This is a genomic window from Neobacillus sp. DFD-2R (genome assembly GCF_057747865.1).
Genome location: NZ_CM173228.1, coordinates 2,720,008 through 2,735,897 on the forward strand (window position 1 = coordinate 2,720,008; position 15,890 = coordinate 2,735,897).

Here is a 15,890-nt window from a genome sequence, read left to right on the forward strand (position 1 = left end):
TTTGTTTGCCTTGAACATCCAAGAAATAATATCAACAAATCTCTCAATTACATATTCAAATGCCGACATGGTATTTACCTCCGTGCTGGTTTTATGGTTTTTTTACACGAACATTATCAAAATACCCCAAAAATGTAAATAATTCCATTTTACTTATTATTTTTAAACAGTTGAAGAACAGAAAAATAGGAATAGCCATAGCCATTCCGTCTTAAACATAAGCACCCTTTACTTTAAGTGTAATACTTCACAATCTACTTCGTAAGCCATTTAGCCATTTTTACTCTTTCTTCTAAATATACGGTATACCTGTCAAAAAAAAATCAAAGTTAAAAATAAGATTGGATAACACAATGCAGAATACCACAATTTCCAGCCATTATAATAAAAAGTCTTGTTCCATATGAAAAGGAGTTCAAATATCAACGAAAATAAAGTCCATATACAAGTATATAAACACTGTTAAGCTGTATTAATACCTTACCTGAAGGGCAAGTTAATTCAAAAAAAGGAAAAATTTATGATAGGTCTAATTACCGCAATAATCATTTTTAATTTCATTGCATTTAAAACCAATAAAAGACTCACCACTAATCAAATATATCACATTTGGACATTTACAGTTGCATTTCAGGTGCTTTTTGATGTTTTCGTTGATGCCAAATATCTTGGATATTGGTATTTCACAAAAGATATTGATTGGGCATCACTTCCTGCTTATATTGTGTTGATACCACCAGTAAATATGATGTTTTTAAATTGGTATCCATTTAGAACTAAATTAATAAAACAAACTTTTTACCTTATCATTTGGGTAATAGGGATTTTACTTTATGAAATGATTACTACACTCCCTAAACCATGGGGTTACTTCCATTATGGTTGGTGGAAGTTGCGTTACTCTGCTATTATTGACCCGATACTTTTTCTATTCTTATTAGGATATTACAAATTGATTTGTAAGGCAGAAAAGAAGCTGAAGCTTGGTTAATACTATAAAAAAGGACTGTCCCATTATCTTGGGGGAATCCTTACGTTGTTTAGTCACCGCTACACTTGGCAGGAAATATTATTTTGATAAATATTAAAGGGAGGCTATGAATTTTAGAAGCCTCTTTATTTATGTAGATAACGGGTCCTTATTCAATTAAACTGCCCGTTCGTTAAGTACAATCGTTCACAATCAGGCTCTAAAATGAAAAAAGAGCGCATTTCCTTGTTCCAGGATAGCGCCCGATAATGGAATAACGAAATATTTAAAAACAGCTTACATTGTCTCATCTTCTTCAGCTAAGCTCTCTAGCTTAACAATCTTACAGGAACTTAGAGTCCCTTGTCTCCTATAGGTCGTATCCTGATATGTTTAACCCCAGCTAGTCAATGACCTTCCACATTACCCGTCTGCGATATCAGAGTTATGCGATATTAGCAAAATAAACTATTATCTACTGATAAATTTTTTCACCTTTTTCAAGCATCATTATGAATTGTTGAATTCGTTTCATTCGAGTTTCTTGTTTCTTGGCACTCTTGATTCTAAACAATATTGCATATCGATTCCGGCTATCAAGAGTTTCAAAAAATGCTTTTGCTATAGAATTCTTAATAAGTTCATTTTCAAAATCCTCTGGTACGGTGGCACTGCTCTGCGGCTCATAAGCCCTATCCCATTGTCCGTTTTGTTTAGCAATTTCAATTGCCTTCATTCCTGAAGGCTTCATTCTACCATTTTTGATAAAAAGTTCTGCTTTTTCTTTATTCACTTTTGACCAGATGCTCTTAGCGCCTCGTGGTGTAAATCGTTGAAGCCAAGTCTTTTCATCAAAGGTTTCCTTCTGGCTATCAATCCATCCGTAACATAAAGCACTCTCTAACGCTTCTTCATAGGATAAAGAAACTACTCCAGATTTCTTTTTCGCAATTTGCAGCCTATACCCGATGAAATTTCATGATTTTTCTCAAGCCAATTCTCCCATGATTCTTGGTCTTCAAAGAACTGAATAGAGTATTCACTCGAATTTTTTACCACTTCATTCACCTCCTGAGTTGTTTCATTTATTCAACCCAATTCGAACTCCATGCCAATGATTAGAGTATTCTACAACGGAAAGTTCAATACCTCTATTCCTTATTCAACTGACCCTAAACTCGAAATAGACGCGATCATTTTTAGATAATCGCGCCCGAATGCGGAATATCGTTATTGAAGTATAGCACCCGTTAGCCATCCATGAAGCGCAAAATCAGTGCTTCACCACAGAGAATGAAAATGGTAAGGAAGTGTCAATACTGATACTGACCTTAATCCAGTCAACCAATTCATAGACTTATTAATTAACGCTCTCCTCTTTTTTTTACGATTGAGCAGGGTCTTCTTAAGTATTGTCATTTTACTAATCTTGAGGAAACTTATTTTCATGGTAGACACTCATGCCGCTTTCGCGGCACCATCAAATGAATGAAAATGTTTTTATGCTAGTCTAGTTCCCTCTCCTCCTGTCAATCCTGTTAATATGGCTAGCGAAGGAAGGTCGATCAACTATGGTGCTTTTGAGCCCGCATGGTAGACTGATTCACTACGACCAGGTGCACCACAAATTGTTGCTCTCTGTTGAGAAGCACGCAGGATAGATTAATCTTATATGGTTGTTGCACCAGCCTTAATTTACTTCAGCCTAGGAAGGATTTTTATAATGGATGTTGTATATAATCGCTGTTGTGGACTTGATGTCCACAAAAAAAGTATTACTGCTTGTGCAATTACACAAAAAGGAAAAGAAATCGAAACCTTCGGTACTATGACACATGATCTTTTCAAATTGGTAGATTGGATTAAAGGTAAACGTTGTACTCACGTTGCGATGGAAAGTACAGGCGTATATTGGAAACCCATTTACAATCTATTAGAACTAGAGGAAATAAAACCGATGGTTGTAAATGCTGCTCATATTAAAGCTGTACCTGGTCGTAAAACCGATGTTAAAGATGCAGAATGGATTGCGAAATTGCTGCGCCACGGTCTACTTCAACACAGTTATATTCCTAATCGAGAGCAAAGAGAGTTGCGTGAGTTAGTTCGATACAGACGAAGTCTCATTGAAGAAAGGGCTAGGGAGATTAGTAGAATCCAAAAGGTGTTAGAAGGTGCCAATATCAAACTTTCTTCGGTTGCGACTGACATTATGGGTGTATCAGGTCGAGCAATAATTGAAGCGATTATTAATGGTGTCAACAATCCAGAGACGTTATCAAGCTTAGCTAAAGCAAGATTGAAGAAAAAAAAGGATGATTTAGAACGTGCTTTAATTGGATCCGTTGGACCCCATCAAAAAATGATGTTAAAAACTCAACTTTCACACATTGACTTTATGGACCAACAGATTGAAAGGTTAAGCGAAGAAGTCAAACAACGTATGCAACCTTATGAAGAAGATATTGAACTACTTGATTCTATTCCTGGAATAGGTCGAGGTCACGCTGAACAGCTCTTGGCTGAGATTGGTATTGGCATGGATATTTCAAAACAATTTCCTTCAGCTCCGCATTTATGTTCGTGGGCTGGAATGGTTCCAGGTAACAATGAAAGTGCTGGGAAAAAAATCCCGGAAAAACGAGAAAAGGTAATAAAAAATTAAGAGCAGCACTTGTTGAAGCAGCACATTCAGCAGCAAAGACAAAAAACACCTATCTTTCATCCCAATACCACCGTTTATCAGCAAGAGTTGGGAAAAAACGGGCAGCAGTTGCGGTTGGACATACCATTTTAACCATTGCTTATCACATGTTAAACAAAAGAGTACCCTATGTAGAGTTGGGCGCAGATTACTTTGACAGACGAAAGAAAGAAATCGTGATTAAACAATCAATAAGGCGATTAGAGAATCTTGGCTGTAAGGTTACAATTGAAGCTATTGCGTAATTATAGTTAAAAAAATATAGTTAGTTACCCCTCCCAGATCTTTAAAAAAATTGGATTTTACTGGGGGCTAGTTTCCTAAAAACACGCTTTTACCATATTTTATTTTCAGGATAGTGTAAGTACAATATTTCACAAACTAATTTTGAAATTTAGAAATCTTTATCGAATATTTGAATAAATTCAATGTTATCAAAGAAGATTGTACAACCTTCAAGCGTTCTGGTTGCCAAAAAGCTATTTGGAAACCTATCCCATTTTGATGCAGTGCCTTCTAAAAACTTTCTTAATTGTTCATCTGTTGGTTCGGTTCCGCTAATTTCTATTTGAAAGCTATCATCAAATTTCCAATAAGGTTCAAAATTTGTCACCGTAAATTTTAAATTTAATGTTTCTGCCAAACTTAATAAATTTTTTAAGCAGCCCTCAGCTTCTTTTCTCGTCCCAGCTTGAATAAAAGTTCTTATTAACAAATTTTTAGCCCCTTAAAAAGATTTTTATCGTTAGCATAGAACTATTTTTCTATGAGCCCATTTAGTGAATGAATAGCTTAGATTAGTGTTAGAATTAATGACTCAGTCCTTTCGAGAGGACACATATTTAATTTAACAACCTACCTTTTCCATATTTGTACGAAAAAAGGCATGATTCTTAAGATAGAGCCATGCCTTTTTGCAATCTTTATTAAAATGTGTTCTTAATAGTAATTTGATCCAGAGAAAGACGGCCGGACGGTCTTGCCGGCGATGCAGCAAGGCCAACGGTGATTAGCATCACGGGTACATAACGGGCAGGAACATTAAACGCTTCTACAAATTTGACCGCGTCATAACCACCCATCGGACAAGTATCGTAACCCATTGCTTTCGCAGCAATCATAAGTTGCATAGAAGCCAAGGAGCCATTACGGATCGCTTCATCCCGTGCAACTTGCGGATATTGGTATGCTCCATTAATTTGATTAACTAAAGTGTCCATCACTTCTTTTGACATAAATCCGCCTTCTACAGCAGGACCAAAAACAAGTTCTGCATTTTTGTTCGCTTCAAGATCACCCAAAACAGCGATCACGACGGAGCTTTCCACGATTTGCTTTTGTCCGTAAGCAATTGGAAGCAGTCTTTCTTTCTGGGCTTGATCTTCGATAACAAGGAACTTCCAGTGCTGAAGGTTCCAAGAAGATGGCGTTTCGGAAGCGGATTTCAGCAATTGCTCAAGATCCTCTTTCGGCATTCGGTGGCTGACTTTATATTGTTTCACAGCACGACGGTCGCTCAACACTTTTAAAACTTCTGATTGTACAGTTTGTTGAATCATTACAGATTTCCTCCGATATAAAAATGGATTCAGTATAGTTTGTTACAGAGTTGAGAGAGTAAACAGTCGATTGTTTGGAAAATGCCTCCATCATAAACTGCAACCCAATCAGTAACCATTAACTGTAATCATAAATGTTATAGTTATAAGTGTCAAACTTCTTTCTCAAACTGTCGGAATATGTCGGATAATTGCAGTGGCGTATGAATGTGCACAGTTTGACCCGCTTCCAGCTCTCCTTCGGTAAACAAAGCTTTCTAAGTAGCATCCTACCACCCTTGATCGAGGCTGCATCCTCCAATGTGTGTACCTTATTGATAAAAAAAGGCTGAACGGTCAATCAGCTGTGACCGTCTAGTTAAATAACACAGTTTTTGCTCATTTAAGTGAAACACTTAAATGGAAATTAGATTAAAACTAATGTCCTTTGACATGGAGCCTTTACGAACATGATTCTCTCATAAAATGAAGTCAAACTGTTTTTAGCAAACAAAAAGGCAGTATGTTTTATGAATATAAAAAGAGCCTAAATAACAAGTAGTGTATAAAAACTTGCATAATTGAGGCTCTTTTTAATTTATTATTTGTTTCAGTAAAGCACCCGTTACTTGAATAAGAACGTTATAATTTCTCAAGAGAAAATACTAAATCAGTAAAGTCAGTTTCAAAACCATAATCATTACATTTATAAATTAAAATACCATCGTTCTGTTCATCAATTAACATACCCGATGTATATCCTTGTGACTGGCTTCCATTGCCCTTATCCCAAATATTATAAACGCTTAAATTACCGTCTGTACTAAAGCATTTACAAATTACTTCTCTCGGTGCAGTATCTTCCCAAAGCGTGACACTCGGAATTATTTCATCACTTAATTCTGGGATTACAATTCCTTCGTCTGTACGCAGCCATAATCCTTGTCTATGTTGCGAACTTTTGCTAATAAATTTTACTCTTATTAGTTGCCCATCCTTGATATTTTGTACATCCCAAAGGACTACATTATTCAAACCTTTTTCAGCAAATGCATCATTATATAATTTCTTTTGTCCTATTTCCATAATTACCTCTATTTTATCTTTTTACAATAAATATATCATCTATGCTTATTCAACTATACTGCCAATCACTTGAATAAGAAAAAGGCTTTACTCCTGTTGAAGTAAAGCACCCGTTAGTGAAACAAACTCCATATAATTGCAAAACCAATAAGTACAGCCCCAAGGGACAATATTAAACCGAAACTAATAAAACTAGTGGGGCTAGACAAACCAGATGAAAAATCAAGGATTTCCAGAATTAAAAAAAAGAATTTTTTTAATGGGTTAGATTCATCTTTCTTGAACTCTTTATAGGCATGCCTAATAAGAATTACAGAAGAAACCAGACCTATTAAAATGAGAATGATACCAACTAACACTAACATAAACAATCTTCCCCTTCGTTCTCTTTTCTTCGATTAACCAGCACTTTAGTTAAATAATTATAATGAAAAAGGACTGCCGAAAGCCCGTTGATTGTGAAACTAAAGCACCCGTTAGCTTAAGTACAATTCTTCACAATCTTCCTTTTAGGTTCTACGTCAGGAAGTCGGATGGGACCTCCGTGTGAAGATTATTTGTCCAGGACAGATACAATATGAGTTGGGAACCAATATAACCAATTCTGATTTGGATAAAAATATGTTTTGCTATCAAAGTTTTATGTCACCTAATGCAATTGCTCGTGCAATCGCGTTTTTTATTGAGCAGCCAAGCAACGTGGATGTTAGTGAGATGATTGTAAGACCAGCAGGTGGATTTTAAAGTAAGTATGATGCTTCAGAACTAATAATGTATTGATAGTTAGTGTAAATAAAATACGATTTAACTAACAGAACACGATAGTTAAGAATCGTTATATTACAACGGGGTAGCAAAGGTGTACAAAAATACCTATATTGAAATCAAATAATACTGTAAAAGAGAGCTGTCTTAGACTGGAATACATTATATTTGCTACACTTAAGGTAATTGATCCTCTGAAGTTGTAAAATTGATATCTGCGGTTTTTTAAGTGATGACAAACTAAAATCTAAGATGCAGCATTCTCATACCAACTCAAAACTATTTTCTTTATTTTTCAAAATATTTTTAACTGCAAAAATACCTATCCACCGTAGCGAACAGGTCAGTTAAAATTACACAGATAAAGTGAATGTGTTTGTTCTTACCAAATGGTCTAAATATTCGATTGGTATAAATATGATTGAATTCAGATCTGATTTTGCTGAAATACCGTTTTCGAATTTACCGGTGATCTCAATGACTTTGGCACCATTTAAAATAGGCTTGTCGTTATCTTTAGCGTACACAAATTTTTGACCTACTTTATACAAATTTTTCACCTCTATTTAATAATTTAGTAAGAAAACAAGCATATAAATATCTTCAACGTTCATTGAACAAACTAACTTCAATCATAAAAAATAAAGCAGATGTAACCTACTGATCAAACCAGAGTTTGTCTTATGTTTAATTATGACATAAAAAAAGAACCTTGGATATCCCAGTCTCTTTTGTGTTTTATAATATATATCTTTTTTATTGTTTACATCAATATACTTTTTCATCTGGAAATTGATCATTAATGCTTGCATTCGAGATTTAATAGCATTGTCTCTTGCACTAATTGGAGGAACCATATCGCAGGGGGGAATTCAAGTTCCTATCTTCGGCTTTATGCTTGGTAGTTTCCTGGGTTCGATAGTAGTAGGTAACTTTGCATATGAAACAAGCAAGAATCCTGGCTTGGGTTAGATTAGGGTGGTTTCATTGGTGGACACCAATGGATTTTCTTTATTTTTATTTCCCTAACTGCGACTTCTAATAAACGTTTTGTTGATAAATTAAAAGCCCAAATGGATGTTGGTGGGTTTATCAACTTTCCAAAAGATTTCCATTGCTTCCGGGATAAAGATTCTTATTTAATAGCGCACCCGTTACTTGAATAAGAATTGTAAAAAGACCATAAGAAAAATGTTTTAAAACATTAAATCAATGTGAGAAGTTTTTCCTTTCTTTGAAGGATAGATTCCTAAAGAATCTGAAATTATTTGCGTTGAACGGTAGAGCAATTCAGATACTGTTACACATTTATAACCATTTTTGTCTAAAAAACCTAAAATGGTATCTAATGCTTTAACAGTAGAACAAGTTTGAGTATATTCACTACCATGCCAATCATGAAATAAGATGATATTGCCTGGCTTTACTCCTTTTTTTATATAACTGCAAATTTGACTTGCTGGAGGATCTGCCCAATCACGAGAATCTTGATCCCATGACCATAATACGACCTCTTTCCCATTTTTTATAGCTGTATTAATGATTACATCATTATGAAAACCTCCCACGGGACGATAGAGAGATGGCTTTAAACCTGTGAATTTCTTAATAATTTTATCTGTTTCTTTTAATTCAGATGAAAGTTTTGCGGAGGTAATATTCCCATAAATATGGTGGAAAGTATGATTGGCAATTTCATGTCCTTCTTTCACTTCTCTTTTTAAAAGATCTGGAAATCTGACCACTTTATTACCAGCTACAAAAAAGGTAGCTTTAGCATCATGTTTTGCTAATATATCGAGAATTTGTGGTGTGAAAACAGGGTGAGGCCCATCATCAAAAGTAAGGGCAACTAACTTTTCCTTTGTGTTTACTTCCCAAATAACACGCCCTGTTTTTTCATATGCTTCTCGACTTTTAGTGGATGCATTCGAATTTACTTGAAAACAGAATAAAGTAATCAATAAAATAACGGTAATAAACAAAATTTTTTCATTGAATACGCTCCTCTTTTATGATGTACTTATTTTTTGAAGTTTCATTAAAAATATTTATTGGAAACAGGTTATGCAATGGCTGCAGGATCAAGTTTTACAGTACGGAACTATTGTGTTTATTGAAGGAAACTGCCACGTACTTGAAGAAGAAAAAGCATTACCGTTTTCCAGTAATGCTCCTGTTAATTAATAAATGTGGTAAATCCCACTAATAATTATTAGAGAAAAAATTGCTACCCAAAATAATATAGGTACAATATGCCATATTACTTTGAACAAAGGTAATTCCTCATTTCTTTGGTTGTTACGCTATAGTTATTAGGAAAGATATTAAGTATTATTCTCTTTCCTTTGTTCAACTAACTCCCACTTTAGTTCAATAAGAAAAAGGCTGTCGAAACAGCCTTTTTTTATAAATAGTCAAATTTTACAAAAAATAAATTTTTGATGGTTTTGGCTATTGTAAATGGAGTAATTCTGAAACACTTACAAACTGAAATCCTTGTTGTTTAAGGGAAGGAAGAATCGATTTTAGAGCTTGAATGGTTTGACTTCGGTCCCCACCGCCATCATGGAAAAGTACAATATCCCCATTTCTTGCATGGCGAATAATATGATCAGCTATTACTTGTGCTCCTGGTAACGAATAATCTTTTGTATCCTGGTGATAAGACCAAAGTACAACTTTATATCCAAGCTGTTTCGCTTCTTGTAGTAAGGATGTGTCTATATATCCACCAGGTGGTCGAAATAACTTAAGATGATTGGGCTGATATTTTTGGATAATTTTATCAGCTTTAATAATGTCTAAGCCCATATATTGAACTCCAGCTTTATTTTCATACTGGTGTGTCATCGAATGATTACCTAATTCATGACCAGCTTGCACTACTTGTTGGACAATTTTCGGATATTGCTCCATTCTGTATCCAATTTCAAAAAAGGTAGCATGTGCCCATATTGCTTTAAGAGTTCAAGCACTTGTGGTGTATATTTAGGATTAGGTCCATCATCAAACGTTAAAGCGATTACCTTTTTCGATGTATGAACTTCCCAAACTACTTGTCCGGTTGGTTCAATTTCATTTCTCCTTATCATTTCAGCAGAGGCATTGATATAGGTAATAAAACAGGAACAGATAAGTGTAACTAGCAAACATACTCCTTTCATAACCTTATATGCCTCCATTTCTTTATCATGTTATATTAATTTACTCGATTAATCGAGGTTATATGTGGTAATTGGCATAGTGCAGTTAAAACCCATTAAAAACCCTAATTTGCATATATTAACCACTTGCATGATTTCCTTATTCAAGTATCCTGCCATTTAGTTCAATAAGAAAAGCTGCCAAATGACAGCCTGATCTGCAACTATTGCACCCGTTTGTTTAAGTACAATCTTTCACAAAGTTAAAGAAAAAAGCCGAATTCCTCGTGGAAAATCGGCTTTTTATATACACTAATTCAATTATAAATTATTATACCATTCATCATCGACTGGATCTAACCATTCAGTTTCACCTGGTGTCATTGCTAAGTGAACAAAAAAACTGTCTTTTGTGGCACCATGCCAATGTTTTACTTTCGGCGAAATGTTGACCACATCACCCGTTTTAAGTAGTTGAGCTGGTTTACCCTCTTCTTGATACCAACCTTCACCACCAGTAACTAACAAAACTTGTCCAACTTTGTGTGAGTGCCAGTTATTGCGGGCTCCTGGAGCAAAGGTAACATTCCCGATTGATGTATTGAGTGGCGTTGGATCGGTAAACACCATTTGTAAGTAAGCATCGCCGATAAAGTTTGCTTCAACTTTTTGCCCCAATGGAAAGATTGTGCTATTACTCAATTGTTCATTTTTCATTTTTTTCCTACTTTCTTATATTTTTTGGCCCAAATCCTTATTATTTCTGTTTTTATTTACTGGTTGCTATAGCTTTTATTGGATACCAATTGTCTCCATGCTTCTCAAAATGCATTTCCATATTCATACTCCAAGTGTTTCTGAAACCATAAATTCTAGCATCAATTTTTGTATGACAAATGAGAATAGCGGTATTACCATCTATTGTGATTGTTGTTTTTTGGGGCATGGTTTTGAAGTATTTCATTTGTTCATTTTCTATTTGTTCAAGCCATTCCTGCTTAGATTGAGGATAACCAGTCATGTGTACTAATACATAATCGTCATCAAGGATGTTATCCAATACTATAGTGTCTTTATTAACCATTGCTTCATCAATTCTTTGATAAACTGCTAGAATTTTTTGTTTATCTTCACTCATTTTTTTTACTCTCAACCCTCCTCATAAGGGATTTTAATCCCGTTTCGTTACATACTTGATCCATAAACCACCATCGTCTAGTTTTTCTATATCCTTTAAAAAGAAATTTACTGGTTGTGTATTATTTAGATAAGAACTTGTTTCAAATAGCGTCACAGAATTAGATGCACCATCTGCAATTGGAACTAAGACGAGGCTCAATTCATCAATTAACCCTTCATTTAAAAAAGAGCCGTTTAGAAATCCTCCGCCCTCTAACATTAACTTATCGATGGAAAATAACTTTTTTAGCTTTTCTACTACTAGACTAAAGTTTAATCGTTCTTTTCCGCCGAAAATATAAGAAATACCTATCTTTTTCAGATGAGCCAAGTATGCATCGGATACTTGCTTTGTAAGGACTTCTACTATGTGGTCCTCCGTTCTGTGCTCATTCCATGGTGCTAGTGAATTTTCTGTCCATCCTAATTTCCCAGTTGGATCTACTGCTGTGACATATGTTTTAGCATCTTTATTTGCTACGTAATCAATTCTAGGGATTGTTTCTATGTTTTCTTGTTCAAAATCTAATTTATTTCCGAAAGTAAAGTGTTCCTCCATGGTAACCCTGCCACACATCCATGCTTTACATCCGTACCATCCATGAATTTTTTCGTATTCGTCTGTAAAATATGCTGCTCGTTCCACTTTCAAGTAATCACCAATGATTTTTCCGTCCAATGAAGTTAGCATGTGACAGATTATATATGGTCTTTCCAATGTCATTACCCCTTCTTCAGCTTTCCAACTTTTCTAATTAGGCAGCATTTTGAGATTCCTTTCATTATTCTGCTGGTTTTAGTGGTCCGTAAAAATAGGAAGCCGTCGCTCCACCAGCAATAAGGAAATCAGCCCCTGTGATGAAAGCTCCCTGCGGCATCATCAGCAGCTCAGCCACATTTGCAACCTCATCAGCTGTTCCTGGTCGTCGGGCAGGGCACTTGGCAAACATATTCTTATAGAACTCTCCTCTTGGACCATTGAACTCGTCTATAGCGAGTGGCGTTACGATAATCCCAGGAGAAATGGAATTGATACGAGCGTCTTTTTCTCCCCAGCGTATAGATTCAAACATAACACGCTTTACATTGCACCGTTTCGCCATTTGATAAGCGTGCAACGTATCCTTGATATTTTCTGGCCGAAGGATTTCCAAACTAAGGAGTTCTTCAGTTGGTGTCGTTGCTAGTTGTTCATCAATTTCAACTCCCAATTGAGGCATTCTATGTCCAGACTGACTAGATATTGTTACTCCAACTCCTCCAGGAGCTATAACCTTTCCTACTTCCTCCAGCAATACTGCAGTTCCGTACAAATCCACCTTCAAAATGGTTTCAATAGGTGCCTGACTAGGTGACACGCCAGCTGCATTGATAAGAGCAGTGATTTCCCCATACTTCTGACCTTCTGTAATTAAATTTAAAATAGATTCTCTGGAAGAAATGTCCGTTTCCACAGGTACCACATCAAATCCCGCTTCTTTCATAATTTTTGCAATAGCCTTGGCATTATCTAGGTTCTTATCACCAACAATAATTTTCTTACCAAAACCGATTCTTCTAGCTATCGCCATGCCAATCTGTCCAGCACCAGTCCAAAGTACAACTTCTTTCATTGTATGTCCTCCTTACTTTTATTCTAGTTACTTTATAATGGTCTTACCGTTCCTGTGAGGTTGGACGGATAATCATTTCATTAATCGCTACATCAGCTGGCTGTTCAATAGCAAAAGCAATGGCTCGGGCTATTGAATCAGAATCAATCGCACCTTCATAAATTTTATCGATAACTGGTTTCAGGTCCATATCTGTGATTGAATTTGTTAATTCAGTCGCAACTGCTCCTGGTGAGATAATGGTGGAACGAATATTATTTGCAGCTTCTTCTTTACGAAGGCCTACCGAAATTGCACGTACAGCATGCTTCGTTCCAGCATAGACAGTACTCCCAGCTCCTACAGCGTGTCCTGCTACAGAAGAAACGTTAATAATATGACCTGATTTTTGTTCCCTCATCGTGGGAAGAACTGCAGCAATCCCATAAAGCACTCCCTTGATATTTACATCTATCATCTTGTTCCAATCATCCACTTTTTTCTTATAAAGAAATGAATGTGGCATGACTCCTGCATTGTTTATTAACACATCAATTTTCCCAAACTCTTTAAGTGCCAATTCGGCCAGTTCTTCCATTTGTTCATGAGAAGTCACATCGGTTACTTTATAGATTGTTTGCCCGCCATTATTTTGAATCTCTTCTTGCAATTTATTTAATCTATCTTCACGACGAGCTGCTAAAACCAATTTCGCACCTTAGATGCAAGTTCCTTTGCAGTAGCCTCGCCAATCCCACTAGAAGCACCCGTGAATATGACAACTTTTTCTTGAATATTAGACATACCAAGACAATCCTTTCTTTAATACAAAGTGTTTACCTTTATCATTCCGAAGGTAATTTACTTTGATGCTAGTATAAAAAATTAATATTGATACATAATTGAACATCTGTCTATAATTATAAACAGATATAAGATGCCTACAATTGTTAATTCAACGCAATTTGTTTAGTTTTGAACAAATCAATTAAAATTGTTCATTATCTTTTAAGAAAGTTTGGTGAACCTTAAAATGCCTAAAGTAGATAGAAGAATAGCCAAAAGCCAAGAAGCCATAAAAAAAGCCTTGATTGAGCTAATGGCTGAAAAAAATTTCGATGACATTACCATTCAGGACATTTCCGATCAAGCAAATGTTAGCCGAGGAACCATCTATCTTCATTACGTGGATAAGTTTGATCTGCTGGATAAGCTGATTGAAGAACATATTAACGAAATGGGAGAAATCTGCGAAGCAACCTCCGCTGCAGAATATAAAGATGCAAATCTGCCTTGGTTCGAATACCTTGAAAGTCACTTTTTATTCTTTTCAACGATGTTAAAGAGTAAGGGAGCTCCTTCTTTTCGTAGTCAGTTCCGTGAGTTTCTCGTCGAAGAGTTCAAGGATGAAGTCAATACATCACAAGGAAAGAACCATGAATTAAATGAAGATGTTCTTCTTCAATTTATTGTCACTTCATATGTTGGAATTGTGGAATGGTGGATCACGAATGGGATGCCTTATCCACCTGAAGTCATGGCCGAACAAGTGGGGATTTTGCTAGAGAGGAATCTATAATAAATTTTATACAATGAAGAATAAAAAACTTTACAAAAAAGGCTAGGAAATGTGAATACCTAGCCTTTTTCTAATACTTTTCATTTACACTGAGAGCAATTAATCCAACTTCATTCCTTCAGATGAAGACACAGTTTTGCCGTTTTTAATGAGTACTAAGTTAATGAAAACGGACAACAAACTGGTTGCAAAAATAATGATTCCTAGTGGTAGGGCAGAATATTCACCAGCTATGCCAACTAGTGGCGAAGTAATGGATCCTAATAAAAATGGCATAATCCCTAACAGTGCCGAAGCACTCCCTGCAATGTGCCCTTGCGATTCTATTGCTAATGTAAAAGAAATCGGACCTACAATTCCTAAAGATACATTGGAAAAGAAAAGTGAGATAACTAGTGCCACTAACGGTCCGTGAGACAAAACCACAATAAGAACTAAAAGACTAAAAATAAAAGAAGATGACAGTCCAATCAGAAAAATATTATGCGGAGTCATCCTTCCTGCTAGTCGTTTTACTAACTGAGCTCCTAACATTAAACTAATTCCATTCAAAGCGAATAGTAGTGAAAATATTTGAGGGGAAACACCGTAAATCTTTTGATAAATAAAAGGACTTCCTGAAATGTAAGCAAAACAGCCAGCAAATAAAAAGCCAGATGCAAGACCATAACCCATGAATTTTCTATCTTGAATCAAGGTTTTATAGTTTTTCAATAACTCTTTAAAATTACTTGAGACACGCTGCTCTTCTGGTAATGTTTCTTTCACTTTCCAGATTGTCATGGTGGTTAAGTATATTCCTACAATCCCTGTAAGGATAAACACACCGACCCATGAAGTGAAAGAAATGACGGCACTTCCTGCAAGTGGTGAAAGTAATGGGGTAACACTGGTAATCGTCGTAAGAAGTGCAAAAAACTTAGTTAATTCAACTCCATTATATAAATCACGAATAATCGCACGGGCTATAACAAGTCCTGCTGATGCTGAAAATCCTTGTACGAAACGTAAACCAATAAAAATTTCTACATTCGGGGAAGAAGCACAGCCGAAAGAAGAAATAAGAAATAGAATCATAGAAAATAGCAAAGGTTTGCGTCGACCGTGAACATCACTTAAAGGACCTATTACAATCTGCCCTAAGCTTAATCCCAATAAGGCAGATGTTAAACTTGCTTGTACCATGGATGCGTTTGTTTCAAAAAACCTCATAATTTGGGGGAATGATGAAAGATACATGTCAACAGTGAATGGCCCTAATGCACAAAAAACAGCTAACAGTAAGGCAAATCTTAGAGGATTTTTATTAATCTTATTATCCATTTATCAAT

14 protein-coding genes and 3 pseudogenes are annotated in these 15,890 nt (G+C 35.6%); 3 read left to right on the plus strand and 14 right to left on the minus strand.

Annotated features, from left to right (window positions below):
- Nucleotides 1-520 precede the first annotated feature (520 nt).
- The gene (locus tag AC3ANV_RS13655) at nucleotides 521-991 is read left to right on the plus strand and encodes a hypothetical protein (protein WP_488314095.1); all 471 of its coding nucleotides are present in this window, start codon (nucleotides 521-523) and stop codon (nucleotides 989-991) included.
- A gap of 454 nt (nucleotides 992-1,445) precedes the next feature.
- Here the strand turns inward: AC3ANV_RS13655 and AC3ANV_RS13660 are convergent, their stop codons facing one another.
- Both AC3ANV_RS13660 and AC3ANV_RS13665 read right to left on the minus strand, forming a co-directional pair.
- Nucleotides 1,446-1,940 carry a YdeI/OmpD-associated family protein gene (locus tag AC3ANV_RS13660; protein ID WP_488314214.1) on the minus strand — a complete coding sequence of 165 codons (495 nt, stop codon included), beginning with the start codon at nucleotides 1,938-1,940 and terminating at the stop codon, nucleotides 1,446-1,448.
- Complete coding sequence (locus AC3ANV_RS13665; RefSeq protein WP_488314096.1) at nucleotides 1,898-2,029, minus strand: hypothetical protein; 132 nt, start codon at nucleotides 2,027-2,029, stop codon at nucleotides 1,898-1,900. Before AC3ANV_RS13665 ends, AC3ANV_RS13660 begins: the two co-directional genes overlap by 43 nt.
- Nucleotides 2,030-2,693: 664 nt before the next feature.
- Here AC3ANV_RS13665 and AC3ANV_RS13670 point away from each other — a divergent pair.
- Nucleotides 2,694-3,919: pseudogene (locus AC3ANV_RS13670) on the plus strand (IS110 family RNA-guided transposase).
- Between the two features lie 149 nt (nucleotides 3,920-4,068).
- Here AC3ANV_RS13670 and AC3ANV_RS13675 read toward each other — a convergent pair.
- The 11 genes and pseudogenes from AC3ANV_RS13675 to AC3ANV_RS13725 form a co-directional block, all read right to left on the minus strand.
- Nucleotides 4,069-4,389: a hypothetical protein gene (locus tag AC3ANV_RS13675; protein WP_488314097.1), complete on the minus strand. Its 321-nt coding sequence runs from the start codon at nucleotides 4,387-4,389 to the stop codon at nucleotides 4,069-4,071.
- A gap of 211 nt (nucleotides 4,390-4,600) precedes the next feature.
- Nucleotides 4,601-5,230, minus strand: a complete 630-nt coding sequence (locus AC3ANV_RS13680) for a nitroreductase family protein (protein ID WP_488314215.1) — start codon at nucleotides 5,228-5,230, stop codon at nucleotides 4,601-4,603.
- A 624-nt stretch (nucleotides 5,231-5,854) separates the two neighbouring features.
- Nucleotides 5,855-6,298, minus strand: a complete 444-nt coding sequence (locus tag AC3ANV_RS13685; protein WP_488314098.1) for a hypothetical protein — start codon at nucleotides 6,296-6,298, stop codon at nucleotides 5,855-5,857.
- A 113-nt stretch (nucleotides 6,299-6,411) separates the two neighbouring features.
- Nucleotides 6,412-6,663: a hypothetical protein gene (locus AC3ANV_RS13690; RefSeq protein ID WP_488314099.1), complete on the minus strand. Its 252-nt coding sequence runs from the start codon at nucleotides 6,661-6,663 to the stop codon at nucleotides 6,412-6,414.
- A gap of 1,596 nt (nucleotides 6,664-8,259) precedes the next feature.
- On the minus strand, nucleotides 8,260-9,048 hold the full coding sequence (locus AC3ANV_RS13695; protein WP_488314100.1) for a polysaccharide deacetylase family protein: 789 nt from the start codon (nucleotides 9,046-9,048) through the stop codon (nucleotides 8,260-8,262).
- 469 nt (nucleotides 9,049-9,517) lie between these two features.
- A pseudogene (locus AC3ANV_RS13700) lies at nucleotides 9,518-10,230 on the minus strand (polysaccharide deacetylase family protein).
- Between the two features lie 300 nt (nucleotides 10,231-10,530).
- Nucleotides 10,531-10,926, minus strand: a complete 396-nt coding sequence (locus AC3ANV_RS13705) for a cupin domain-containing protein (RefSeq protein ID WP_488314101.1) — start codon at nucleotides 10,924-10,926, stop codon at nucleotides 10,531-10,533.
- Between the two features lie 52 nt (nucleotides 10,927-10,978).
- A complete protein-coding gene (locus AC3ANV_RS13710; RefSeq protein WP_488314102.1) occupies nucleotides 10,979-11,347 on the minus strand; it encodes a nuclear transport factor 2 family protein in 369 nt (122 codons plus the stop codon).
- A 33-nt stretch (nucleotides 11,348-11,380) separates the two neighbouring features.
- Nucleotides 11,381-12,106 carry a dihydrofolate reductase family protein gene (locus AC3ANV_RS13715; RefSeq protein ID WP_488314103.1) on the minus strand — a complete coding sequence of 242 codons (726 nt, stop codon included), beginning with the start codon at nucleotides 12,104-12,106 and terminating at the stop codon, nucleotides 11,381-11,383.
- Between the two features lie 64 nt (nucleotides 12,107-12,170).
- Nucleotides 12,171-13,001 (minus strand): SDR family oxidoreductase, encoded by an 831-nt coding sequence (locus tag AC3ANV_RS13720; RefSeq protein ID WP_488309336.1) that lies wholly within the window; start codon nucleotides 12,999-13,001, stop codon nucleotides 12,171-12,173.
- A gap of 43 nt (nucleotides 13,002-13,044) precedes the next feature.
- A pseudogene (locus AC3ANV_RS13725) lies at nucleotides 13,045-13,784 on the minus strand (SDR family oxidoreductase).
- 229 nt (nucleotides 13,785-14,013) lie between these two features.
- Between AC3ANV_RS13725 and AC3ANV_RS13730 the strand changes: the two are divergent.
- Nucleotides 14,014-14,559: a TetR/AcrR family transcriptional regulator gene (locus AC3ANV_RS13730; RefSeq protein ID WP_488309337.1), complete on the plus strand. Its 546-nt coding sequence runs from the start codon at nucleotides 14,014-14,016 to the stop codon at nucleotides 14,557-14,559.
- 99 nt (nucleotides 14,560-14,658) lie between these two features.
- Here the strand turns inward: AC3ANV_RS13730 and AC3ANV_RS13735 are convergent, their stop codons facing one another.
- Nucleotides 14,659-15,882 (minus strand): multidrug effflux MFS transporter, encoded by a 1,224-nt coding sequence (locus AC3ANV_RS13735; RefSeq protein ID WP_488309338.1) that lies wholly within the window; start codon nucleotides 15,880-15,882, stop codon nucleotides 14,659-14,661.
- Nucleotides 15,883-15,890 lie beyond the last annotated feature (8 nt).